Annotated in this window: 21 protein-coding genes; 4 read left to right on the forward strand and 17 right to left on the reverse strand. The window is 68.1% G+C overall.

The window, feature by feature from the left end; genetic code table 11:
- Nucleotides 1–25 precede the first annotated feature (25 nt).
- Both ABZU43_RS02960 and acs read right to left on the reverse strand, forming a co-directional pair.
- Nucleotides 26–2,821 (reverse strand): immune inhibitor A domain-containing protein, encoded by a 2,796-nt coding sequence (locus ABZU43_RS02960; RefSeq protein ID WP_355004869.1) that lies wholly within the window; start codon nt 2,819–2,821, stop codon nt 26–28.
- 267 nt (nt 2,822–3,088) lie between these two features.
- Nucleotides 3,089–5,053, reverse strand: coding sequence for an acetate--CoA ligase (gene acs, locus ABZU43_RS02965; RefSeq protein ID WP_355004870.1), 1,965 nt, complete (start codon nt 5,051–5,053; stop codon nt 3,089–3,091).
- Nucleotides 5,054–5,486: 433 nt separating this feature from the next.
- On the opposite strand from acs, the gene ABZU43_RS02970 reads away from it, so the two are divergent.
- Entirely contained in the window at nt 5,487–6,233 is a 747-nt protein-coding gene (locus tag ABZU43_RS02970; RefSeq protein WP_355004871.1) for an oxidoreductase, read from the forward strand.
- An 18-nt stretch (nt 6,234–6,251) separates the two neighbouring features.
- Here the strand turns inward: ABZU43_RS02970 and ABZU43_RS02975 are convergent, their stop codons facing one another.
- The 10 genes from ABZU43_RS02975 to ABZU43_RS03020 form a co-directional block, all read right to left on the reverse strand.
- On the reverse strand, nt 6,252–7,055 hold the full coding sequence (locus ABZU43_RS02975; RefSeq protein WP_355004872.1) for an HAD-IB family hydrolase: 804 nt from the start codon (nt 7,053–7,055) through the stop codon (nt 6,252–6,254).
- Between the two features lie 175 nt (nt 7,056–7,230).
- Nucleotides 7,231–8,640: a site-specific integrase gene (locus ABZU43_RS02980; RefSeq protein WP_355004873.1), complete on the reverse strand. Its 1,410-nt coding sequence runs from the start codon at nt 8,638–8,640 to the stop codon at nt 7,231–7,233.
- A gap of 2 nt (nt 8,641–8,642) precedes the next feature.
- The gene (locus tag ABZU43_RS02985; protein WP_355004874.1) at nt 8,643–9,023 is read right to left on the reverse strand and encodes a helix-turn-helix domain-containing protein; all 381 of its coding nucleotides are present in this window, start codon (nt 9,021–9,023) and stop codon (nt 8,643–8,645) included.
- The gene (locus ABZU43_RS02990) at nt 8,939–10,720 is read right to left on the reverse strand and encodes a replication initiator (protein ID WP_355004875.1); all 1,782 of its coding nucleotides are present in this window, start codon (nt 10,718–10,720) and stop codon (nt 8,939–8,941) included. Before ABZU43_RS02990 ends, ABZU43_RS02985 begins: the two co-directional genes overlap by 85 nt.
- Nucleotides 10,717–11,349, reverse strand: a complete 633-nt coding sequence (locus tag ABZU43_RS02995) for a DUF2637 domain-containing protein (protein WP_355004876.1) — start codon at nt 11,347–11,349, stop codon at nt 10,717–10,719. The genes ABZU43_RS02990 and ABZU43_RS02995 overlap by 4 nt, the downstream gene beginning before the upstream one ends.
- Complete coding sequence (locus ABZU43_RS03000) at nt 11,346–12,773, reverse strand: FtsK/SpoIIIE domain-containing protein (protein WP_355004877.1); 1,428 nt, start codon at nt 12,771–12,773, stop codon at nt 11,346–11,348. The genes ABZU43_RS02995 and ABZU43_RS03000 overlap by 4 nt, the downstream gene beginning before the upstream one ends.
- Nucleotides 12,764–13,063, reverse strand: coding sequence for a hypothetical protein (locus ABZU43_RS03005; RefSeq protein ID WP_355004878.1), 300 nt, complete (start codon nt 13,061–13,063; stop codon nt 12,764–12,766). The genes ABZU43_RS03000 and ABZU43_RS03005 overlap by 10 nt, the downstream gene beginning before the upstream one ends.
- 97 nt (nt 13,064–13,160) lie before the next feature.
- Nucleotides 13,161–13,598 (reverse strand): hypothetical protein, encoded by a 438-nt coding sequence (locus ABZU43_RS03010; protein WP_112681399.1) that lies wholly within the window; start codon nt 13,596–13,598, stop codon nt 13,161–13,163.
- A 104-nt stretch (nt 13,599–13,702) separates the two neighbouring features.
- Nucleotides 13,703–14,434 (reverse strand): GntR family transcriptional regulator, encoded by a 732-nt coding sequence (locus tag ABZU43_RS03015; protein WP_355004879.1) that lies wholly within the window; start codon nt 14,432–14,434, stop codon nt 13,703–13,705.
- Nucleotides 14,435–14,471: 37 nt separating this feature from the next.
- Complete coding sequence (locus tag ABZU43_RS03020; protein ID WP_355005186.1) at nt 14,472–14,774, reverse strand: DivIVA domain-containing protein; 303 nt, start codon at nt 14,772–14,774, stop codon at nt 14,472–14,474.
- A gap of 938 nt (nt 14,775–15,712) precedes the next feature.
- On the opposite strand from ABZU43_RS03020, the gene ABZU43_RS03025 reads away from it, so the two are divergent.
- The 3 genes from ABZU43_RS03025 (at nt 15,713) to ABZU43_RS03035 (ending at nt 18,006) form a co-directional block, all read left to right on the forward strand.
- Nucleotides 15,713–17,023 (forward strand): hypothetical protein, encoded by a 1,311-nt coding sequence (locus ABZU43_RS03025; protein WP_355004880.1) that lies wholly within the window; start codon nt 15,713–15,715, stop codon nt 17,021–17,023.
- 14 nt (nt 17,024–17,037) lie between these two features.
- On the forward strand, nt 17,038–17,583 hold the full coding sequence (locus ABZU43_RS03030) for a GNAT family protein (protein ID WP_355004881.1): 546 nt from the start codon (nt 17,038–17,040) through the stop codon (nt 17,581–17,583).
- Between the two features lie 63 nt (nt 17,584–17,646).
- A complete protein-coding gene (locus tag ABZU43_RS03035; RefSeq protein ID WP_355004882.1) occupies nt 17,647–18,006 on the forward strand; it encodes a hypothetical protein in 360 nt (119 codons plus the stop codon).
- A gap of 490 nt (nt 18,007–18,496) precedes the next feature.
- On the opposite strand, the gene ABZU43_RS03040 is transcribed toward ABZU43_RS03035, so the two are convergent.
- The 5 genes from ABZU43_RS03040 to ABZU43_RS03060 all read right to left on the reverse strand — a co-directional run bounded on the left by ABZU43_RS03040 (nt 18,497) and on the right by ABZU43_RS03060 (nt 21,385).
- On the reverse strand, nt 18,497–19,249 hold the full coding sequence (locus tag ABZU43_RS03040; RefSeq protein ID WP_355004883.1) for a hypothetical protein: 753 nt from the start codon (nt 19,247–19,249) through the stop codon (nt 18,497–18,499).
- 370 nt (nt 19,250–19,619) lie between these two features.
- Nucleotides 19,620–19,943, reverse strand: coding sequence for a hypothetical protein (locus tag ABZU43_RS03045; protein WP_355004884.1), 324 nt, complete (start codon nt 19,941–19,943; stop codon nt 19,620–19,622).
- Nucleotides 19,930–20,661, reverse strand: coding sequence for a hypothetical protein (locus ABZU43_RS03050; RefSeq protein ID WP_355004885.1), 732 nt, complete (start codon nt 20,659–20,661; stop codon nt 19,930–19,932). The genes ABZU43_RS03045 and ABZU43_RS03050 overlap by 14 nt, the downstream gene beginning before the upstream one ends.
- Nucleotides 20,658–21,020 (reverse strand): WXG100 family type VII secretion target, encoded by a 363-nt coding sequence (locus ABZU43_RS03055; RefSeq protein WP_355004886.1) that lies wholly within the window; start codon nt 21,018–21,020, stop codon nt 20,658–20,660. Before ABZU43_RS03055 ends, ABZU43_RS03050 begins: the two co-directional genes overlap by 4 nt.
- Nucleotides 21,017–21,385, reverse strand: coding sequence for a hypothetical protein (locus ABZU43_RS03060; RefSeq protein WP_355004887.1), 369 nt, complete (start codon nt 21,383–21,385; stop codon nt 21,017–21,019). The genes ABZU43_RS03055 and ABZU43_RS03060 overlap by 4 nt, the downstream gene beginning before the upstream one ends.
- Nucleotides 21,386–21,619 lie beyond the last annotated feature (234 nt).

Raw genomic sequence — 21,619 nt, forward strand, 5'->3', positions numbered from 1 at the left:
AGTCAGTTGTCGAGCAGTGAAACAGTTACTTCTTTGCCGGGGTCACGTAGATCTGGGCCGACGAGTTGTCCCCGGCAGCCTTCTTGATCGTCAGCGAGACGCCGTAGTTCACGCCGGCGTCGCCCGGGTTGCCGGTACCCAGCACGATCGCGCCACCGCCCAGGGTCACGCCGTAGAACTCCGGCGCAGGGCTGCCGTCCGGGTTGGTGACCCGGGTGGTGTACGGCGCGTTGTTACGCGACGGCAGGACCACCGACGCGTCGTTGTCGCGGGCGTAGGCAGCACCGTCGCGCATCTCGATGCCCGGGTACCAGCCCTTGGCGTCGGTGAACGCCTTCACCGGCGGCAGCCCCTTGAACTTCGTGCAGTACGCGCTGTACGGCTCGTCGGCCGCCTCCAGGCACTCGGTGAACGGGTACGTCCGGTTCAGCGTGAACGCAGCGTTCGACGACTGCGGGCGGCTGGGCAGGTTGTCGGTCACCGACGGGTCCTTCACCGCCGCCTCGCCGGTACGGCGCAGCGGGTCGAAGTGCGAGTCGACGATGAGCAGGCCGCCCTTCGCGCCGTAGCTGGGCAGCGCGGTCATCTGCCCGGTGACGTGGTTGACGTCGCCGAGCGCGGTGTCCCGGTACCACACCAGCATGCCCGGAGCGTTGTAGGAGATCCGGTCGACCTTCCACGCCTCGTGCGAGTAGATGGTGTCGTAGGCGTACTGCAGGCCCTTGTCGAAGCCGTCGAAGTTACGCCACTCCGCCAGGTAGTACTGGGCGTGCACCTCGGTGCCGCTGGAGACCTTCCAGCCCGCGCCGGTGGTGTCGACGAAGGTGCCGCCGGTGGCCGTCCAGCCGTTGGCGCCGCCCTCGACGTCGTCACTCCAGGTGGTGGCGCCGCCGCCGGTGACCGAGAAGTCGTCGACGAACCAGTTGCGCTCCTCGAACGCCTCGTCGGTGGCCAGACGCAGCCGCACCTGAACCGTCGTCCCGGCGTACGCCGACAGGTCGACGTAGTCGTGCCGCCAGCCGTCGGTGCTGCCGGTGAGGCCGTACTTCTTGCCGCCGAAGTCGTTCATCCGGCCGTTCGGGTCCGGGTAGCCGTCCGGCGTGGTGACCACCGTGCCGCCCTCGTCGTACACCTTCTGCTCGGTCCAGGTCGTACCGCCGTCGGTGGAGAGCTCGACGAAGCCGTAGTCCCAGTCCTCCTCGATGATGTAGTTGTTCCACATCCAGAACTTCGAGTCGGCGGCTGCCGGCACGTCGACCGAGCGGCTCAGCTTGACGTCCGCCCACTCCTGGTCGTTGTTGCTGTGCCACATCTTCGTGCCGCTGTGCGGGGTCGCCAGCGTCGTCACCTTGTCCGGCAGGTCGACCTTGATGCCGTCCTCGGAGTCGATCGGGGTGCGCGACGTCTGGCCGAGCTTCACCTCGCGCGGGTTCGACCCGGGGCGGATGGTCAGCGGGTCGGCCCAACCGAGCACCCACTTGTCCCAGATGCCCATGTGCGTGGGCAGCGCCTGGAAGATCTCACCGGAGTGCGAGCCCGAGGCCATCAGGTCCCAGAAGTCCACGTCGGAGTCGGCGTTGCCGGACGTGTCGTAGAGGTCCGGCAGACCCAGGTCGTGGCCGAACTCGTGGGCGAAGACACCAACGCCGGCGTCTTCCGGCTGCACGATGTAGTTCGACGCCTTCAGGTTGGTGCCCGGGATGGTGTAGCCACCGGCGACCGTGGAGGAGTGCGCCCACACCGCGTACACGCCCTGGTCGCCGCCGCCACGGGACTTGCCCTGGCCGGCGTGCACCAGCACGAGGTGGTCGATCACGCCGTCCGGCTCGAAGACGTTGCCGTCACCGTCGCGGTCGGCCTGGTCCTCGATGTCGTAGTCGGCCCACGGGAAGGTCGGGTCCTTCGCGACGAGCGCGTCGATCGCGTCGGTCGCCAGGCGGCCCGCGCCGGCCGGGTTGTCGGGGTGGCCGTTCATCGACTGCTCACGGCCGGGAACCCACGCGCCGGTCTCGTCCTGGAAGCAGCGGTTGGCCGCGTACCAGCCCTCCGAGTGCGGCACGGTGATCCACGGGCTGGCCTGCCCGTCCACCGTGTACGCGTTCTTGGACATCTCCAGGTACATGTTGTGCATGGTGCGACCGGACAGGTCGATGCCCTTCTTGCCGTCCGGGCCCTTCAGGTCCGTGCGGACCCGCTCGGTGATGCCCTTCTTGCTGTAGAGCATCTTGTTGTAGTGCTGCGGCGAGAAGTCCGGCACCCACATCGAGTTGTTGTCCTCGTGGGGCAGGCGCGCCGGGTCCGCGATCTTGTTGTGCTTCGGGCCGTTCTGGACCGAGCCGGGGACGCAGGTGCGGTCCTCGAACACCGTCTTGGGGACCATGACGTTCGTGAAGTCGTCGTTGGCCTTGTCGTTGAACTCCACCAGCAGCGTCAGCAGCTTCGCCGTCTGGGTGGTCGGGGCCTTCTTGAACTTGCGGGGGTTCTGACCCGTCTTCAGCGACTTGGCCTCGTCCTTGGCCAGCTGCCGTGCGGTCACCGGGTTGCCCCGGGCGTGCTTCTGGTCGAACGCGCGCGCGGATTCCGCGGCAGGGGTGTAGATGCCACCCTTGCCCTTCACCTCACGGCCGGTGGTGTCCGGCTGCACCTCGGGCTCGGCGTAGTTGATGTAGTGCTCGTCCGCGCCGATCACCGCCTGGGGGGTGCCGGACGACGGCTGGGCTGCCGCACTGCCACTCACGGTCAGTGACGTGGCCGCGAGGGCGATGACGGGCAGCGCGACGAGTAGTCGTCGCCGCGTCCTGGACTGCGGTTTGTGGTTCATGCCGCTCCGTTTCTCGGGCATGGGGAGGAGGACGTTGGCGTGGTCGACCATCGAAGTGATGCGTGTCGAACTCTTCCAACCTGCGTGAACCTAAAGCACAACCGGCCGAAAGGACAGTGGTGGCCGATGCCTGTGCCCGTTCAGCTTTCCCCGACTCCCCCGACCGACCGATGTGACACCAGCAGTGCCGCGCAACCCGCACCCGTAAGACATGACAGAGGGTGGCGGCCCGAACAGACCGCCACCCTCCAATGAGTACGCCTACCGTCAGTCCTCGTCGGACTTCGTACCGCTCATCCCCGAGGAGATCAGGTCCATCACCGAGGAGTCCTGCAACGTCGTCACGTCGCCCAGCGAGCGGTTCTCCGCCACGTCCCGCAGCAACCGTCGCATGATCTTGCCGGAGCGGGTCTTCGGCAGTTCCGGCACCAGCATGATCTGCCGCGGCTTGGCGATCGGGCCGAGCGTCTTCGACACGTGGTTGCGCAGGTCGGCGATGAGCTGCTCACCCGCCTCGCCGGCGATGTCCGTGCTGCCCCGCGGGATGGCGAACGCGACGATCGCCTGACCGGTGGTCGGGTCGGTCGCACCGACGACCGCCGCCTCGGCCACCGACGGGTGCGACACCAACGCCGACTCCACCTCGGTCGTCGAGATGTTGTGCCCGGACACCAACATCACGTCGTCCACCCGGCCGAGCAGCCAGATGTGCCCGTCGTCGTCCTTCTTCGCACCGTCGCCGGCGAAGTACATGCCCTGGAAACGCGACCAGTACGTGTCGATGAACCGGTCGTCGTCACCCCAGATGGTGCGCAGCATCGACGGCCATGGCTCGCGCAGCACCAGGTAGCCGCCACCACCGTTCGGCACCGACTGGCCCTGGTCGTCCACCACGTCGGCCACGATGCCCGGCAGCGGCGTCATCGCCGAGCCCGGCTTGGCCGCGGTCACCCCCGGCAACGGCGAGATCATGATGGCGCCCGTCTCGGTCTGCCACCAGGTGTCCACCACCGGCAGCTCGCCCCGGCCGATGTGCTCCCGGTACCACATCCACGCCTCCGGGTTGATCGGCTCGCCGACGCTGCCCAACAGGCGCAGCGACGACAGGTCGAAGCCCGCCGGGATGTCGTCGCCCCACTTCATCATCGTCCGGATCAGCGTGGGAGCGGTGTAGAGGATGCTCACCCCGTACTTGTCGACGATCTCCCAGAACCGGCCCTTGTGCGGCGTGTCCGGGGTCCCCTCGTACATCACCTGGGTGGCGCCGTTGGAGAGCGGGCCGTACACGATGTAGGAGTGCCCGGTGACCCAGCCGATGTCGGCCGTGCACCAGTAGACGTCCGTCTCCGGCTTCAGGTCGAACACCGCGTGCGTGGTGTACGACGCCTGGGTGAGGTAGCCGCCGGTGGTGTGCAGGATGCCCTTCGGGCGGGCCGTGGTGCCGCTGGTGTAGAGGATGAACAGCGGGTGCTCGGCGTCGAACGGCTGCGCGGTGTGCTCGGGCGACGCGGTCTCCACCGTCTCGTGCCACCAGTGGTCCTTCTCCGACCACGCCACGTCCTCGCCGGTGCGGCGGACCACGAGCACGTGATCCACCGACGGGGAGTTCGCCACCGCCTCGTCCACAATGGGCTTCAACGCCGACGGCTTGCCCCGCCGGTAACCACCGTCCGCGGTGATCACCACCTTGGCGCTGGCGTCCTGGATCCGGTTGCTCAACGAGTCGGCGGAGAAGCCACCGAAGACCACACTGTGCGCGGCGCCGATCCGGGCGCACGCCAACATCGCCACCGCCGCCTCCGGGATCATCGGCAGGTAGATCGCCACCCGGTCGCCGGCGGTCACCCCGAGGTCGGTGAGCGCGTTCGCCGCCCGGCAGGTCAGCTCGTGCAGGTCCGCGTACGTGATGGTGCGGGTGTCGCCCGGCTCGCCCTCCCAGTGGATCGCGACCTTGTCGCCCCGGCCCGCCTCGACGTGCCGGTCCAGGCAGTTGTACGCGACGTTGAGCTGCCCACCCACGAACCACTTCGCGAACGGCGGGTTCGACCAGTCGAGCACCTCATCCCACTTCTTCGACCAGGCCAGCCGATCGGCCTGCTTCGCCCAGAAGGCCAGCCGGTCGGCCTCAGCCTCGGCGTACGCGTCGATGGTGACGTTGGCGTGCGCGGCGAGTTCGGCCGGCGGGGGGAACTGGCGCGTCTCGTTCAGCAGATTGGCCAATGCCTCGCTCATGCCGTGACTCCTCATCCTCGGGGTGACCTGGGTCTCGATGGCACGAGGGTAGTCGCGGGGCCTGCGCCCGGCCACGGCTGCCCACTGCCTCGCGCCGAGCGGCCCCCGGGGCGCGCCCGGCGGCCCGTCCCACCTGTCCCCGCCGCGCGGGAGGCCTTGATCAACACGGATTCACGGAAATCGCGGTGTCCAAGCCAGGCGGACACCCCAACTTCAAGGAACCCGTGTTGACCTTGCCGGAAGTGCCGCAGCGGGTCGGCTGTGCGGCCGGGCAAGGCGCGCAGGCCCTCCTCGGCCGTGGCCGCGCCGAGGCGGCTCGCGGCGGGTGGGGGCGAAGCTGCGCCGGGTGAGGTGCCGCGCCGGGCGGGTGGTCCGGGTCGCGTTGCGGGCGGGTGCGGCCCGACGCGCCGGGCCGGGTCGTTAGCGTGGCGGGGTGACCACCGACCCGCTCGCCCCGTTGCTCGCTCTCGCCGACATCGCCGCCGCCGTCGAGCAGGCCCGCGCGCAGTTCGACCAGGCGCTCGGGCACCGGGCGCTGCGCCGGCACGGCGGACAGGTCGCCGCCGAGGTCAGCCTGCGCTCCGCTGTCGCCAGCGCGGCCCTCGAAGGGGCCGGGCACGAGCGGGAGGCGGTCCGGGCCGGCACCGTCACCGACCCGGTGCTCCAGGGGGCGCTGCGGGTCGCCGGCGCGCTGCCGGGCCTGAGCGAGCTGTGGCCGAAGGCACCCCGCCAGGCGCTCGCCAAGCTGCACGTGCTCGCCGCACGGGACCTGGTGTCGGAGGCCGAGCTGGGCCGCCCGGTCGCCGACCCGGTGGTCGCCACCCGACTGGACGGGCTGGCCGGCCTCGTCGCCGGCGGCACGAAGGTCTCCCCGTTGGTGCTCGCCGCTGTCGTACACGGGGAGTTGTTGAACCTGCGCCCGTTCGCCGGGCCGTCCGGCGTGGTGGCCCGGGGGGCGGCCCGACTGGTGCTGCTCGCCAGTGGCCTCGACCCGCGTGGCCTGCTCGCCGTCGACGTCGGGCACCGCGAGCGGGAGCCCGAGTACGTCGGCGCGGCCGGTGCCTTCGCCACCGGCACCCCCGACGGGCTGCGCTCCTGGCTACGGCACTACATGGCCGCCGTCGAGGTCGCCGCCGACCAGCTCACCGCCATCGGAGACGAGATCCTCGCCGCCGCCTGAGCAGTTGGACGGGTGGTGTCAGGCGGTGGTGGCGGCTCGGGTTCGGCGGTGACGGCCGTACCAGGCGATGCCGATGGCCACACCCACCCCGACCCCCAGAGCCGCCGCGGCCACCGGAACGGCGGGCCGTTCCCGCAACCGCCGGCCCAGCGGGATCGGGTGCCGGAACTCCAGCACCGGCCACGCGTTCTCCGAAGCCAGCTTGCGCAACTGCCGGTCCGGGTTGACCACACTCGGGTGGCCCACGCACTCCAACAACGGGCGATCGCTGTACGAGTCGGAATAGGCGTACGAATCAGCCAGGTCGTAGTCCCGGGCGGCGGCCAACTCGGTGACCGCCTCGACCTTGCTCGGGCCCGCAGCGTAGAACTCGACCTCGCCGCTGTACCGGCCGTCCTCCACCGTCATCCGGGTCGCGATCACGTCGGTCACCCCGAGCAGCTCACCGATCGGCCGGACCATCTCCTCGCCGGACGCCGACACCAGCACCACGTCCCGCCCAGCCGCCTGGTGCTCCACGATCAGGGCGGCTGCCTCGGCGTACACGTAGGGGTTGATCAGCTCGTGCAGCGTCTCCGCGACGATCTGACGGACCTGCTCCACCTGCCAGCCCTTGCAGAGCGCAGCCAGGTAGTCCCGTGTTCGGGCCATGGTCTGCTCGTCGGTGCCGCCCAGCCGGAACATCAGCTGCGCGTACGCCGACTTGACCACGTCACGCCGGGTGATCAGCCCATCCCGGTAGAACGGCCGACCGAACGCCAGGGCGCTCGACTTGGCGATGACGGTCTTGTCCAGATCGAAGAAAGCGGCACTTCGGCCCACGGCGCGAAAGTCTAGCCGGATGGTCTATCGTCGGCGGGTGCCCGGGGTCATGCCACCCCTCAGACCTGCGGGCTCTCCGCTCCGCGTGATCACGCTCACACTCTGCGAGGAGATTTTCGCAGTGAGTGGAGGCAGCACCACTCGACGTGACGGGTCCGCTCAGGCAGACTTGTCCCTACGACGAGCTTTCACATCCCCGAAACAGGCAGACCCTCAGCGGTTGCACCCCCCGTGACCGCTGAGTGGTTCGGCTCGACCCCCCCGGAGCCGAACCTCCGACGACCCCCGTCTCCCCCCGACGGGGGTCGTCCCTTTCCGGGGAGCGCTCCCGACCTGCTGAAGGCACATCTCCCAGGTCAGCCGGTCGAGGCGACGGGCGGAAAGTCAGCGAATCGTCAGCGAAGGTCAGCCGGACCCGGTCGGCGTAGTCCTCGGGCGTGTGCGTGTACCGGTCCAGCGTCGTCGACGCCTTCTCGTGGCCGACCACCCGCTGCACCACGTTGACCGGCACCCCGTCCGTCACCAGCCAGGTGATGTACGAGTGCCGAAGGTCGTGGAACCGCAGCCCGCCGACTGCCGACCCTGCCGCGTGCGCCACCGCCGCAGCCTCCGTCGAAAACTTCGCCTGCTGCTCCCGGCCGTTCCGGTCCGGCCATGCCGCCATCCACCGGCTCGGCGCTACCTCGGTGACCCGGCCGAACAATCCGGCCCGCACCAACGACGGCAGCCATACCCGCCGACGGAAGTTCGACCGCCGCTGCGGCCCGCCGTCCCGGTCGGCGAAGACCAGCGCGCGGCCGTCCGGCGAGGCGGGGCCGCGCCGCTGGCGCAGCTCGTCGACAAGGAATGGCGGCATCGGCACCGCCCGCACGCCAGCCCGACTCTTCGGGTACGCCCGCAGCACGATCCCGTCGTGGGTCTCCACGGCCACCTGGGCGACGTACAACAGCCCTCGATCAAGGTCCACCGCCTCCCACGGCAGGCCCGCGCACTCACCCCAGCGCAGTCCCGCCCCAGCGGCGGCGCAGACGATTCCCCGATGTTCGGTCGGGACGGCGGGGAGCAGCCGGCCGAGGAACGCCTCTCGGCTGATCGTGCCCGCGCGAGCCTCACCCGCCCGGTTGCGGGGCACCCGGACCCCCTCGCAGGGGTTGACCGCGAGAAGCCGAGCCCGGATCGCCGTCTGCATGATCATCGAGAGCAGCCCGAGGTGCTTCGCCGTGGTCGAGGGCGCCAGAGTCCGACCGAGGTTGGTCACCCACTCCTGTACCGCCAGATAGTCAATCCGCCCCAATGGCCATTCGGCCCACTGCGGCAGCAGATGGGCTCGCAACATCGACTCCGTCCGCTCGCTCGTCCGAGCCTCCACCGACCGCCCAGCCAGCCACCGAACCACGAACTCGTCGAACCGCATCTTGCTCGCGTGCGGATCGACATACGTGCCCTTGTTCAGAGAACCCTCAACCTCCGCGAGGTAGGCGTTCGCTGCCTTCTTGGTGCGGAAGGTCTTGGCCTTCTGCCGATTCGCCGAGTCCCGCCAGTTCGCCCGGTACGTGCCCGCCGGAGTCTTGATGACGAAGCCCACGATCACCGACCTCCGCGTGGCGCTTCGGTACCGGTGGCGGCAAGGTCACCGGATGCTCCGTCAAGCCAGGCGTGGAAGCGGCTAACCGGCACCACCCAGCGTCGCCCCAGGCGCTCGGCGGGGATCTGCCCGGACCGGACCAGGGCGTAGGCCGAACTGACCGACAGGGACAACATGACGGCCACTTCCTTGACTGTGTAGACCGCCCGGACCGGCCGGGGATGGGCTTCGCCAACCCGAGGGCCAGCCTGCCGTGGCGCGAACGGCACGACGATGGACAAGGTTTCCTCCGAGGGGTTCATGCCGCGAGCGCGGCGGGTTGATCGGTTGCCGAAACGGGGTGGGCTGTTCGTATGCGTGCGGTGTCGAGGTCTGCTCGCCATCGGATGCGGGCCGAGATCGCGCGCAGGAGGCGGTGTTCCAGGGGCGGCACGTCGGGGTCTTCGGGGCGGGCGAGCTCGAACCGGTACCGCTTCGACCCGTCCGCGTCGTCGGCCGCCTGGTCCTGGTCCTCGGTGTCGGCCATGCCCCCGGCGAGGATGGCGCGCACCCAGGCTCGGTTGTCGGCGCGGTGGTCGGCGAGGGTCTTGCCGGACCACTGTCGGGAGACGAGTACGCGTCGGCCGGTGAAGCCGAGGGTGGAGCGTTGGTGGACCTTCCCGGTGCACCGGCCGGGGGTCAAGCCCGCCTTGACGCAGTCGGGCTGGACGCCGTAAAGCAGCCAGTTGGCGCAGGTCGGCGAGCACGGCAGTACGGACAGTTCGGCGTGGAGCCGGTCGAAGTGCGCCTTCTGCGGGTCTGAGCGGGGCTTGGCTTGGTCGGTCAGATCCTTGGTGACGTACTTGGTCACGTACCGGATCGACCGTTCGGCGTCCGTGGTGCCTTGTTCGATGCCTCGTGCGTCGATGCGACCCAGTCGGGCCACGTAGGCGGGCCGGCTGTCGGGTTCCTCCAGGGCGTCGAGCGCTTCACCCCAGGTGGGCAGGGGTTCGCGGGTCTTCGGGTCGACGTACGCCTGTCGGTCGACTTCCCAGACTGGCGGCTTGTCGACCCCGTAGGCCAGTTCGTCGAAGCGGGGCCACCACACCTGGTGGTAGGTGGCCGCCGCGATCTGCTTGAGCAGCCGACGCGGAAGGGTGCCCCGGATGGCGAAGTGCGCGTGTGGGGCAAGTCGGCGTTGCAGCTCCACGGCCCCGGCGTACTGAACGTTCCAGCCGGCGGCGCGGCGGACGTTCTGCCACCACCGGTCCAGGACTCGGGCGAAGTGGATCGAGTCCAAGGCCGCCCGTCGGTAGTCGTAAGTGGTTGGGTCGACGGGGGTGCCGAGCACGTCGTCATGAGGGCCGTGGCGCTGGCCGCATTCGCACGGCGCGATGTAGGCGCCGCGTCGAAGGTGGGAGTGCACCGGCCCGTGCGAGCCCAGGGTGAGCGTGACGAGCATGGACGGCCGGTAGGTCTTCCCCGCCTTGCCGGAGTAGGCGCGGCCGACGGTGCGCGGGTCAACGGGCAACCGGGGCAGGTCGGGCGAGTCCTGCCGCCGCCGGGTGGATCGCTTGCGTCGGGGTCGCTCGTCGCGGTCCTTGGGCGTGAGGTGCCCGCGCAGGCTGGTTTCGCCAAGGGCTTCGTCCAGCTCGGCTATCGCGGCGTCGATCTCGGCCAGGTGGGCGGCCCGCTCGTCGGGAGTCATCGGCTGGTACTGCACGGCTTCGCGTTCGAACTCCAGGTGCGCCCTGACCCGCACCAGGGCGAGGACGTCTTCCCCGGGCTTGTCGGGGCGCACGGCGGGTTCGTCGGCGAGGTGCCAGCCCTCGCGGATCTGTTGAATGCGCAGCCGCCGGCCCCGCTCGGCGCAGGGCTTGCACTTGACGGCGAGGGTCGCGCCGCAGGGCACTTCGACGACCTCGGTGAGGCCGGTGGTGGTGTCGGTGCGGCGCAGGGCCAGGGGCCGGACGCAGACGCCGTTCTGTTCGGCGAGCTGCTTGAGCGCGTCCTTCGCGAGGGGTTTACGCAGCCGGTCGGCCCGGGATCCCGGGCGGGGCTGCTCGACGGGAGTCGTGGGGATGAGTTCGAGTTGATTCACCGGCTCTGCTCCAGGTCGAAGCTGTTGCTGTTGCGGGGCGTGAAGGCCGTCGCTGACACGGGCACCAGTCCTGGCCGCCGCTGAACCGGCGTCACGGGGACCGGGTGGGGCTGCTTGTCGGTGGCCTCCACGGCGACGGTCATCGCCTGGTCCTCGTCGACAGATGGCCGGCCGTCGGCCGGGTTATAGCCGGGCGAGGCGTCACCCCACTCGCTGGCGTCGACCGGCTTGTCGACGGGTGCCGCCGGGGTGGTGGAGAAGATGAGCTTGGACAGGCCGAGGAACGCCAGCGCCGGCACGGCCGACAGCAGCGCCCCGGACACGCCCGGCTTTGCTACGGCGAGTTGCGCGGACAGGGACAGGGCGACGGCGCAGATGAGCAGGAACATCGGGTACCCGATCGGTCCGTCGGTGCGGCGCCGCCGCCGGATGGTGAGTAGCGCGGCGAGGGGTAGAAGTTCGGAGATGGCGGCGTTGGCCCAGCCGAACCAGTCACCGGTACCCGGCGGGGAGTTGGCCATGGTCCAGTCGTGCACGTGGGTGAACGACGCCGCTCCGGCCAGCCCTCCGACGGTCAGGACGATGAGCACCAGGACCACGCCCTCTACGCGGTCTGCGTTGGTCTTCACCGGGTCATCCCCTCGTCGTCGGTGTCGCAGAGTCGGCGGTAGTCGCGACCCAGCTCGCGGATGTCGTCATCGGTGAGGTAGGCGAATCGCACCCGGACGGGTTCGCGGACGCCGTCGAGGACGACGAATCCCACGCCGGGCAACGATTCGGGGATGCGGTCACACAGGGCTCCCCGGTCACGGGCGGCGTCGCCGAGGACCATGTCCACCTGCTCCGGCTCGGTCAGCCGCAGCCCGATGCGGGTGGGGAACAGGTCCCGGAACGGGAGCACGTCCTTACGCGGGTCCTGCAACGCCGCCACCACGTGCACCCCGACCGCGCGGCCCTGCGACAGCAGCAGCCCGAGGGATTCCTTGATCCGGTCGCGGACCTTCCGATCGGTGATGTACGCCGTCAGCGCCGCCAACTCGTCGACCACCAGGACCAGCAACGGCTCCTCCACGGTCGGCGTGTGCTGGCGGGTGACCCCGCGCAGCCGGGCGGCCCGCAGCCGCATCCGCTTCACGGCCTCGTCGAGGACGCCGGCCATACCGTCGGGGTCGTCGTAGGAGAACCGGGTGAACAGCGGCACCCCGGCCGCCAACTCCATGCCGCCCTTCGGGTCGAACGCCCACACCTCGACAAGCCCAGAGCGGATGCCGCCGGCCAGGGAGCGGATCAGTGACCACAGCACCGATCCCTTGCCCGCACCGGTCGCGCCCGCGATGAGGACGTGTGAACCGGTCAGCCGCAACCGGTACGCCTGTCCGTCTTCCCGGACGCCGAGCGGCAGCCCATCCAGGTCCGGAACGTCGCCTACCGGTAGCGGCGCCACGATGCCGGCAAGCGGGTCGCGGCGCATCAAGCGGACCACCACCCGATCCGGCCGGGCCGTCGAGCGGGCCTGACCGGTGGGCAGGCGAAATGCGTAGGCGAGGCGTTCCGCGGCCTGCCCCCAGTCGTCGGGGATCTGGCCCGGCAGCATCCGCACGGTCAGCTCATCGCCGTAGCGGTCGCAGCGCACCCGCAGCAGGCGGGGCACGTACCGGTCACCGCCGAATACCGTCGCGAGCCCGCAGGTAGCCATGACCGACGCCCACCGAGGCCGGTACACCACCAGGGCGCGGATCCGAGCGACGAGCGGGTACCAGCCGAATCGCAGCCACGACGACGGGCGCCACCGCCACCAGACCACGCAGACGGCGACAACCGCCGCGATGACGCTGGCCAGGGCGAGGCCACCGAACTCGACCCGCACCCATAGCGCGAGGCCCGCAGGCACGGTGATCCACCAATAACGGGCCGCCAGCACGGCGAGGCGGAACAGCCCCCGACCCAGCCACCAGAACACCAGCAGCCAGCCCGGAACCCGCCACGCGGGAAGACGCACGTTCATCGGCGCGACGGGGATCTTGTCCCCCGGAATGATGTTGATCAGAGGCACAGGTCACCGCCCTGACCACGACGGCCACGGCCCAGCGTCGAGACGCAAGACCGGCAGGACATCCGGCGCAGGTCGAACCGGCGCGGCTTCACCCACTTCAAGCAGCGGGGGCAACGGATCGCCGAGACCGAGCCAAGAGCTGGCGGCAGCCGCAGCGCCGAACGGACGACCGCCTCCACCTCCCGGTAGGCGTGCCGAAGGCCGGCCAGGTGGGGGCGGAAGACCATCAGCAGCGCGCCGACCAGCAGCGGCACGGCAACGACCAGGGCAGCGTGAACTACGGTGGGCATCACGCCCTCCTTCATCAGACGAGGGATGGGAGAGCGCGGAGCGGGCCGGGACTCTTGGCGGGGAAACGACCCGCCCCGCGCGCAAAACCGCAACCGGTCAGGCAGCCACCGAACCGGCCACAATTGACGCCGGACGGACAGCGGTAGCCCGCAGGGAGTACGCCATGCGGGAGCGGCAGTCACCCGAGGACCGGCCCGGCTTGCACCGCTGCGAATCCACGTACGGAGTGAGGGTCAAGCCCTCGAACTCCACAGCCGGCGGGTAGCCCGGCACCGTCGACGGTGGCGGCACCGGCTGCTGCGGCGCCACCACCTTTACCTTCACCTCAGTCGACCGGCCGAACTTCCCGGCCTCCGGGTCCAGGTCCATCACCCGGACCACCCAGACCCGCTCCCCGGTCTCCTTGTCCCGCGCCTGGTTGTCCGCCTCACTACGCCGCTCAAAGTCGATCTGCGGCGACACTCCGAGGCACAGCGCCCCGGCGGGGAAGACGTACTCGGACGGGACAGGCACCTTCAACGTCATCGGAACCACGACGCAACCTCCATCTTTGACAGCAACTCAACCAGTTGACTTGTTAAGTCGGATCAAAAATAAGCGCGGCTCACTTAGCTTGTCAAGTGAGGTATTTACCTGGATTAGTCGAGCGGGTAGACGTCTTCGAGATCGTGCCGGCGGGCCGGCAGGAGAAGATCCACCGCCAGCAACGGCTTCCCCGTCCGATCACAGACGGAGAGGAGCACTGTCAGCACCGGGTCGCCCTCATCGACTTGCAGCAGCTGCGCCTCTTCGGCGTCAGGGAGACGGGCCGATATCCGCTCGCTGACGTGGTCGAAGCGCACGCGCTTGCGAGATGCGACGTGCCGCAGCAGCCCTTCGGGAAGAACGTTGGCACCGCCCACCCCTGTCCCAGCGGCCAAGTCGGGTCGGAGGTAGGCCGTGCCGAGTTCGACCGGGCCGAGACTCTCGACGGCGATAACGCGGCGACGCGCGACCACTACCGTGCCCGGCTCCAAGCCCAGCGCTACCGCTGCACGAGGAGGGGCGGGCACCTCGCCGGCAGCGAGCAGGGTGGAGCCGAAACGCTCGTCGTCTTCCAACACGCCGTAACGGCGCTCTCTCTGCCGTTGACCAGCGTCAGCGGGTCGACCGAGGACGAAGCGCCCCTTGCCCTGCCGGCTATCAATCCAACCGTCTTGCCGCAGCAGGTCCAGGGCTCGCACGACGACTGGTCGGGAGGCGCCGAACTCGCGGACCAGTTCGGTTTCGCTGGGCAGCATCGAGCCTGGCGGGTACGTGCCGTCCTGGATGCGTTGCTGCACCGCATTGACGATCACGACGTACTTCGGCGGCGCAACTTCGATCGGCACCGTTTCACCCCAGACGACAACTCAGCTTGTCAACAGGCTATCTGCGCTGCTCAGGTTCTGTCCATCGCCCCGCGTTGGCCATCCGGCTCGGTCTCGGGGCGAAGCTGCTCTGCCACTGGCTCAAAGCGGTCTTCAAGCGGGCGTTCTCCGCTCGAAGGCCAGCTTCTACGCCATCCCGCGCTGTCAGCTCGTCGACGACGGCACGGAGAAAGCCGTAGACCTGTTCTTCGGCCAAGCCGCGTCGCCCGAGCTTGGTGCGACGGAACCGAATTCGCTTCACCTGCTCCGGGCAGAGCCGGGCCAAGCGCGATGCTGCCCGGAACACGCCAACCGAATGCATGGTCACCGCAAGCTCCTCGAAGTTGAAACCGTCGTACGGGCCTTCCGACTCGCTGCGCTCTGCCCGGTGGGGCTTGAGGGAGTGGATGGTGTGCGACCAGCGGCGAGAGCAGCAGCCGGAGCGAGAAGCTTCAAGCCGGCGCGCTGCACGAAAATCTCTCGCCGGTCCAGGGCTTTGCCCGCCCGATCGAGTGAGTAGCCGGTCAGCCAAACCCAGCCCTCGTACGTCGGCCGGTCGCAGACTTTGATGACTCGGAAGATCAGCGAGCGATCCGCGCCGAACTGCACCGACGCGTCGCTGCCGACGTGCAGAACGTCGCCCGGCTTTGGAACCATCACCACCCGCCCTCGATCAGTGGATGGGCACCGAAGCAGGCGGGCTGTGGCCACGGCCGACACCGCGAATCGCTTGCCTGCACCTGCTCCGGTGCCCTGCTCAGGACGCAACCGCTACGACAACTGCCGCCGATCGTGTGTACCTACCGGTGCCGGCGCAGTCCGGGCAGTCCCGCCGTTGCAGCCGGTCCGGATCACTCGGTGCGCGAAGGGACCGCCGAGGACTGGCCATCTTCCATCCACGCCCCTCACAGCCCGAGCAGGAAACTTCGGCCCGTGAAGCGTGGTGCGTCGCCCCACCCGATTGCCCCTCGCCCACGCACCAGAGGAGCCGGATACCGCTCCCGACCACGCCCGTACCCGAGTCGGCGCGGGTACGAGCCGCCCGGCGTCGTTTCGCCACGTGCACCTCAGCGGCGAGTACATGCACAATTGCGGTGGGTGAGACGTCCATGGTGGAGATAGAACACCCGGTTGTGGAGACCGATCGAGGACCGAAACAGCACCTCTGACGGACCTCGGGCGGACACCATGAGGACCTGCGTTGTGTTCAGGACCTCGCGTAAGTGAGCGTGGAGATAGCCCATCAGGAAGGCGTCGACGATGGCCCGAGACCGCCACGAACCCCGCACCGTCCTGGAGTACCTGATCCAGTGCAGCGACCGTACGTACGAGGAACTGGCCGACGAGTTCAGCCGCATGGACTCCCGCGCGGCGATCAGCGCGCGGCACCTCGGGCGGCTGGCACGCGGCGAACGGGACCTGGCCTCATCAAACCCCGCCACCCGGCGCGCGTTGCAGGCCATGTTCGGCAAGCCGGTCGATGAATTGCAGCGCCCCTGGGCATCCCACCAGTTGACCCCTGCGCCGGCCCGACACCTCATCGTCGAGCCCACCGGCGCCGGCCCGGAAAGGAACCTCCTCGCCATGGCCGCACAACGTGCCCGCCAGTACGCCATGCTCGCCGCCGAAGCCACTTCCCCGGCAGCCATCGACCAGCTCACCGAGGACGTTCAGCGCCTCGCACTGGCCTACCCGCAGCGACCGGTCAGCCAGATCCTGCCGGACCTGGCCGAAACTCAGGACACCCTGTTCACGCTGCTCGAACGTCGCCAACAGCCGACCCAGTCGCGCGACCTGCACTTCCTCGCGGGCATCACCAGTGGCCTACTCGCCAAGGTCTCCCACGACATGGCCGACCCGCACTCCGCGATGCTGCAAGCCCGCACCGCGGTTCTATGTGCTGATCAGTCCGGCCACCCCGGCTTGCAAGCCTGGCTCCGCGGACTTCAATCGCTGGTCGCCTATTGGGCCGGCCGGTACGCCGAAGCGGTCCGCTACGCCGAGGCGGGACGCGAGTACGCCGCCCAAGCAGGCGGCACCTCTGCCGTATGGTTGCCCGTCAGCGCTGCACGTGCCTACGCCGCACTCGGTAATGCGGAACAGGCCAAGGCCGCCATCACCGAGGCTGAGGAAACCTGGTCCCGGGTGCGCCCCGACGAGATGGACGAGATCGGCGGCATCTGCACCTTCAACCAGCCCCGCACCCTCTACTACGCCAGCGACGCCCTCGCCTGGCTGCCCGGCGAAGCCGACGCCACCGAGCGCTACGCCCTGCGTGCCGTCCAGGCGTACTCCGACCGCTACGACCCGGCGTGGGCCTTCGGCGACCAGGCCGGCTCCCACACCAACCTCGCCATTGCCCGCGTCGCCAGCGGAGAACTCGACGCCGCCACTGATGCCCTCGCCCCCGTGCTCGATCTTCCCGCCGACCAGCGCATCAACGGCGTCATCCACTCGGTCCGTCGCGTCCACCAGGCCATCACCCGTGCTGGCCACGCCAATGACGCCCGTGACCTCATCGATGGCATCGAGCACTTCACGCACACGCCTGCCAACGCCCTTCCTCGATAAGGCACCATCAGCACATGTACCCGATCACCATCCCCGGCCGCGTCATCACTCTTCGCGAACTGCGACCCGATGACGCGGCCGACGCTTTGGCGATCGTCGGTGACAACCGGGTCACGCAGTGGCTCTCGTTCGACAGACGCGACCAGGCCGCCACTGTCGCCATGGTTGAGGGAGCTGTAAGCCGCGCGCAGGTCGATCCGCGCACTGAGTACTACCTAGCCGTCGCTGACACCTCCGACCGGATGATCGGCTTCGCCCGCCTCGGACTCTCCGGGCACCAGGCTGCCAAGCTTGGCTACGCCATCGGCGCCGATCACTGGGGACACGGCTACGCCACCGACGCAGCCCGAACCATCATCGACTACGGCTTCCGAGAGCTGAAGCTTCACCGCATCACCGCAGCTATCGGCCCCGACAACGCTTCCTCCATCGCCGTCGCCAAGCGGCTCGGGATGCAGTACGAAGGCCGGCTACGCGATCACGTCTTCACCAACGGTGCCTGGCGCGACTCCCAGCTCTACTCGATCCTTGCCCCGGAGTGGAACGACACCGCCGACTGATCGCCATCGTCGCGCAGCACGCGGGCGAGCAGTTCCGATCATGGCCCCGGTACGATCGCCGCCATGCGCGACGCCGACACGCCGCCGCAGGAACCCGCCGACCGCCTTGACGCCCGCACCGAATTCACACCTCGCCAGCAAGCGGCCGTCATCCGGACCGCCGCAGCCGAGGTGCACCAGCGTGTGCAGGAGTGGCGCCACTCGCCCGGCTGGCACGACACACCGACGAACGCATACCGGTATCAGGCGACCGTGGTCGCAGTGGCGGCGCTTGACGCACTGCCCGAGCCGGCAACTGACCAGGCACTCTCCGGGCTGGTCGATGCCGTCCGACCCCTACTTGCTGAGTGGCGACCGAGCCGGCCTGGCCCTGAGCAGCAGATCTTTGTCGCGGTCGAACGACTCCACAAAGCGTGCGGTTAGCACTGCGGTTAGCACCGACCGCGCTGAGTTTCTGTACGTCTTCAAGGCGGCGCCCGTCGGCTGGCGCGGAGAGCGGGAAGCCCAAGGGCCGCCGCTGACGGTAGCGCCGAGAGTGGTTGAGTTTCGTTGGCCGGCAGCCTGCCGAGCCGCGCCCGATCGGCGCGGCACAGGGAAGGGCACGCCGGGTCCGCGCAGCGGGTCGCGGCGGCGGGTTGGTCACGGTTAACGCGCCTCCGGCGGGGGCGCAACGACTCCGAGATGGCCGAGGTTCCGTCGGCGGGTCGCGGTCAGTGAGTGGTTGCGCTGGGCCATCCCGCCAGCCGAGGACCCGGGCAAGCCGAGCAGACCGCCACCCGGCCCGCCATCGTCCGAACGTGCGTCAAGGTCCGCTTGACGTCGCGGACCGGGTGGCGGCCCGCTCCCAATGAGGGCGGGTCGGCGGCAGACGGGATGGGGCAACTCGTCCTGGTGATCGATTCCAAATCTCCAGCTAAGTGATTAGATTGATCACTATTCCGATGGGGATCGAGAGGAGGAGCGCGCAGATAAAGGCCAGGCGTCTAGCGCCTGTCGTGGTTCCTCCCTCGTGAGTGATCTCGAAGCCAGGGAAGGCCCAAATATAGGCTAGAAGTGGCGAAAGTATCATCAGGATGATAATCGGGGAAGTTCCGAGGGCTGACACAAAGTTGTTTCCGCTGTTAAACATTGGCAAGGCGATGGCAAAACCGGCCAAACCTCCGACCAAAGTTATCAAGGCTAGGCCAGGACCTGTGCGAAGGAAATGCCACCGAGGGACGCCTTTGTCGATCTCGTCGGACAGTTCTGTAAAGGTCTGACGAACCCAATCCCGCCAGCTAGACGAGACTTGCAGCGTGAGCCCTTGGCCAGACTCAAGCTCACTATCGAACGTAAGCTCCAGTTGCGGAGATGAAAAGCCCTTTAGTTTGAACGTCATCCGTTTAAAGGTGCGCCGGTCTATTGCTGCAACGACTGCATGTAGAGATCCGGAGATGCTTTCACTGCCCTCACTGATACGAGCGGTGGCGACAGCCGATTTGGCGTCCGAAAGGCAAGTGCAGAAACGTGCTGTTTCCTCGTGCTCTTGGTGTTGCTCTAAGATTTCGTTTCTCACCTTTTCGGCGGCATTCTCGAAAATGTCCGCAATCGCGTGAATCTCCTTGATGTCACCCGCCCACGTTCTCCAACATCTGGACCGAGAGGTGTATCGCACAAAGTCACTCACGATCGAAGGGTAACGGTCGACCGCTCCAAACGGGTGCAGCGACGGCCCGGGTGGCGCGAGAAAGCTTGGGACATAAGGGTGACACTGTCGTTACGAAGATCAGCAGGCACAGATCCGGCACATTCGACAGCAGCAAGGCATGCGAGACGTCGAGAGTTGCCGCAGCTAACCACGCCGCGTCGGGCCGTGGGGCACACAGAGGGCACGAGAAACCGTGAAACGTCGTCAAGCAGCGAGCAACCATGGCAGCCCGAGAAATCTTCTGAGCAGGTGTCGGACAGCATCGCCGCTGGCAGCGCGGCAGCGGCCCTTAGTTCCGCTTCAACTCGGCGTGGTGAGTAGCGGGCTGGGTCTGTGCACGCGATCGCCTCTATTGGTCGCGTGTGTCCAGATCCGCGGCAAGGTCGGCCGCTTGGTTGGCCATGTGTTGGCGTTCCTCCGGGTCGATGGTTTGTTCCCACTCACGGAAGCGTTGGTAGTGGTCGAGCAGCATGCCGCCGTAGGCATCGCTGGCGGCAATCTGTCGAAGGTCGGTGTGGCCGGCCAGGACGTCGCGAGCCATCTCTTGGAGGTCTTCGCCGGCGACGCCATCGCGGAGTTGGGCGAGGCTGGCATGGAGGAGTTTGGCAAGCCCTTGGTTGCCTTCGGTGAGTTCGAGGAACTGCTGCTCTGGTTGCGATTCAGGTTGCGTCACGGAGCACCGGGCTTGTGTAGGGCTGATCGGGCAGGGGGACCTGGGACAGGTTGCCGCCCTGCTCGGCGAGGGTCTTCATGAAGCTGAAGAAGCCGAGGATCAGGGTACCTCCGGTCTGGATCTTCAGCGCGGCGTCATTGACCTTTTTGACTAGTTCAATGGCTTGCCAGGTGGCGATGCCGTACCCGGCGACGGCACCAACGCCGGTCTCGATGAGTGCGGTGCCGGCGGCGGCGCTGACGCCGATGATGATGGCTTTGTCGATCATCAGCTTGATGAGGCCGCCGATCATGTCGGCTAACAGCCAGATTGCTCGTCCGGCTTCGTGGTACTGCTCCTCGATCTGAGCCAGGACGACGTTCTGCTCAACCGCTGCGGTCCCGAGTTGGCGGAAGTAGTTGAACGCGGCGTCGGCGGCCTGGCCGTCCCACTGCTGGTCGAGCTGGGAGGAGATCAGGCTGACGTTCTGGCCGAGGGCTTGCAGGCTCTGGCCGAGGTTGCCGTAGGCGTCGCCTGCTTTGTAGAAGCTCTCCCAGTCGCCGACGAAGACGTTGGTGATGGTGCCGATGACGTCGTAGCCGGCCACGTCTTTAATGATCTGGTTGATCCAATGGGAGATGGAGATGGCGTCCAGGATGCCGATGGGATTGGCGAAGCCCTTGGTCAGTGAGGCATCCGGTTGGCCGGGCTCCAGTAGGAAATCTGTCGGCTCTCTCATGGCATGTTCCCACTTAGTGGGCGCCCGCCGGGGAGTTCGTACCCGCTGCGGTCGACACTCGGGTACGTGGCGTCCAGGCGGGCCGCGTTGCCAGTGTCGGTGTGCCGGTAGTAGTTCGCGGTGGCTTGCAGCGCATTGCGTGACTTTTGCAGCAGGTCGACCAGGTGGGTGAGCCGCTTGGTCATTTCGTCGACGAGGTTCCCATGCGCCTGCCATGCCTTGTTGAGGAGCCCTTGGTTGTCGAACTGCATGTCGGTGTGCTTGAGCATGTATGCCCTCGCGGTCTGGGCATCGTTGCTCGCGTCGTTGATGAGGGACGCGGCCCGTTCCAGGGCACCGGGTTCGACAGAGAAGCTCACGACAGTCGGTCCCCGATGATGCCTGTTACGACGAGCAGGACAGCGGCGGCGAGCAACGCGAGTCCCATGATTCGGCCACGCCGCTTCGATTCGGCGTTGTTGGTTGCCCGGTAGACGCGCAAGCCGGTCACTGCGGCCACGCCGAGGGGCACCGCGACCAAGAGGAAACCGAGGAACGACCACGGGTCGAAGACTCCGCGTTCGTCTCCGGCGATGGCTAGCTGGTAGACGACGTTGCCTAGGGCGAGAAGGCAGAAGAAGAACAGCACCATCGACACCAGCGCCACGCTCTTGCGGAAGTCATGCCACTGATCCAGCTTCTCCGGCACCGCCGTCACCCGATCCGTCTGCCCGGCTTCGCTCACGCCCGCACCATGCCACAGGGCAACCACCGAGCGCGACCCCGCCTTCACCGAGTGGCACAGCCCTGCGAGGCAGACGTCAGCACGGAGCGGCTGTCACCTCTACGGAAGACGGCAACGGGGCTGAACGGAGACAGCCGGAAGCGACCGGGGCGGATCATCACCCGATGCCAGAGCCGTATGCGCGAAGCAGCCGAACGCCATGCACAGTTCTTGTAAGCGAGTCGGCTGGGAAGC

The sequence above is a fragment of the Micromonospora sp. NPDC005205 genome (assembly GCF_040608275.1).
Classification (GTDB): domain Bacteria; phylum Actinomycetota; class Actinomycetes; order Mycobacteriales; family Micromonosporaceae; genus Micromonospora.

Coding starts and splice junctions, on each gene's coding strand:
- ABZU43_RS02960 (WP_355004869.1), bottom strand. CDS start 2,821: ATGAACCACAAACCGCAGTCCAGGACGCGGCGACGACTACTCGTCGCG.
- acs (WP_355004870.1), bottom strand. CDS start 5,053: ATGAGCGAGGCATTGGCCAATCTGCTGAACGAGACGCGCCAGTTCCCC.
- ABZU43_RS02985 (WP_355004874.1), bottom strand. CDS start 9,023: ATGGCGAGCAGACCTCGACACCGCACGCATACGAACAGCCCACCCCGT.
- ABZU43_RS03005 (WP_355004878.1), bottom strand. CDS start 13,063: ATGCCCACCGTAGTTCACGCTGCCCTGGTCGTTGCCGTGCCGCTGCTG.
- ABZU43_RS03020 (WP_355005186.1), bottom strand. CDS start 14,774: ATGCATTCGGTTGGCGTGTTCCGGGCAGCATCGCGCTTGGCCCGGCTC.
- ABZU43_RS03025 (WP_355004880.1), top strand. CDS start 15,713: ATGGCCCGAGACCGCCACGAACCCCGCACCGTCCTGGAGTACCTGATC.
- ABZU43_RS03030 (WP_355004881.1), top strand. CDS start 17,038: ATGTACCCGATCACCATCCCCGGCCGCGTCATCACTCTTCGCGAACTG.
- ABZU43_RS03035 (WP_355004882.1), top strand. CDS start 17,647: ATGCGCGACGCCGACACGCCGCCGCAGGAACCCGCCGACCGCCTTGAC.
- ABZU43_RS03050 (WP_355004885.1), bottom strand. CDS start 20,661: ATGAGAGAGCCGACAGATTTCCTACTGGAGCCCGGCCAACCGGATGCC.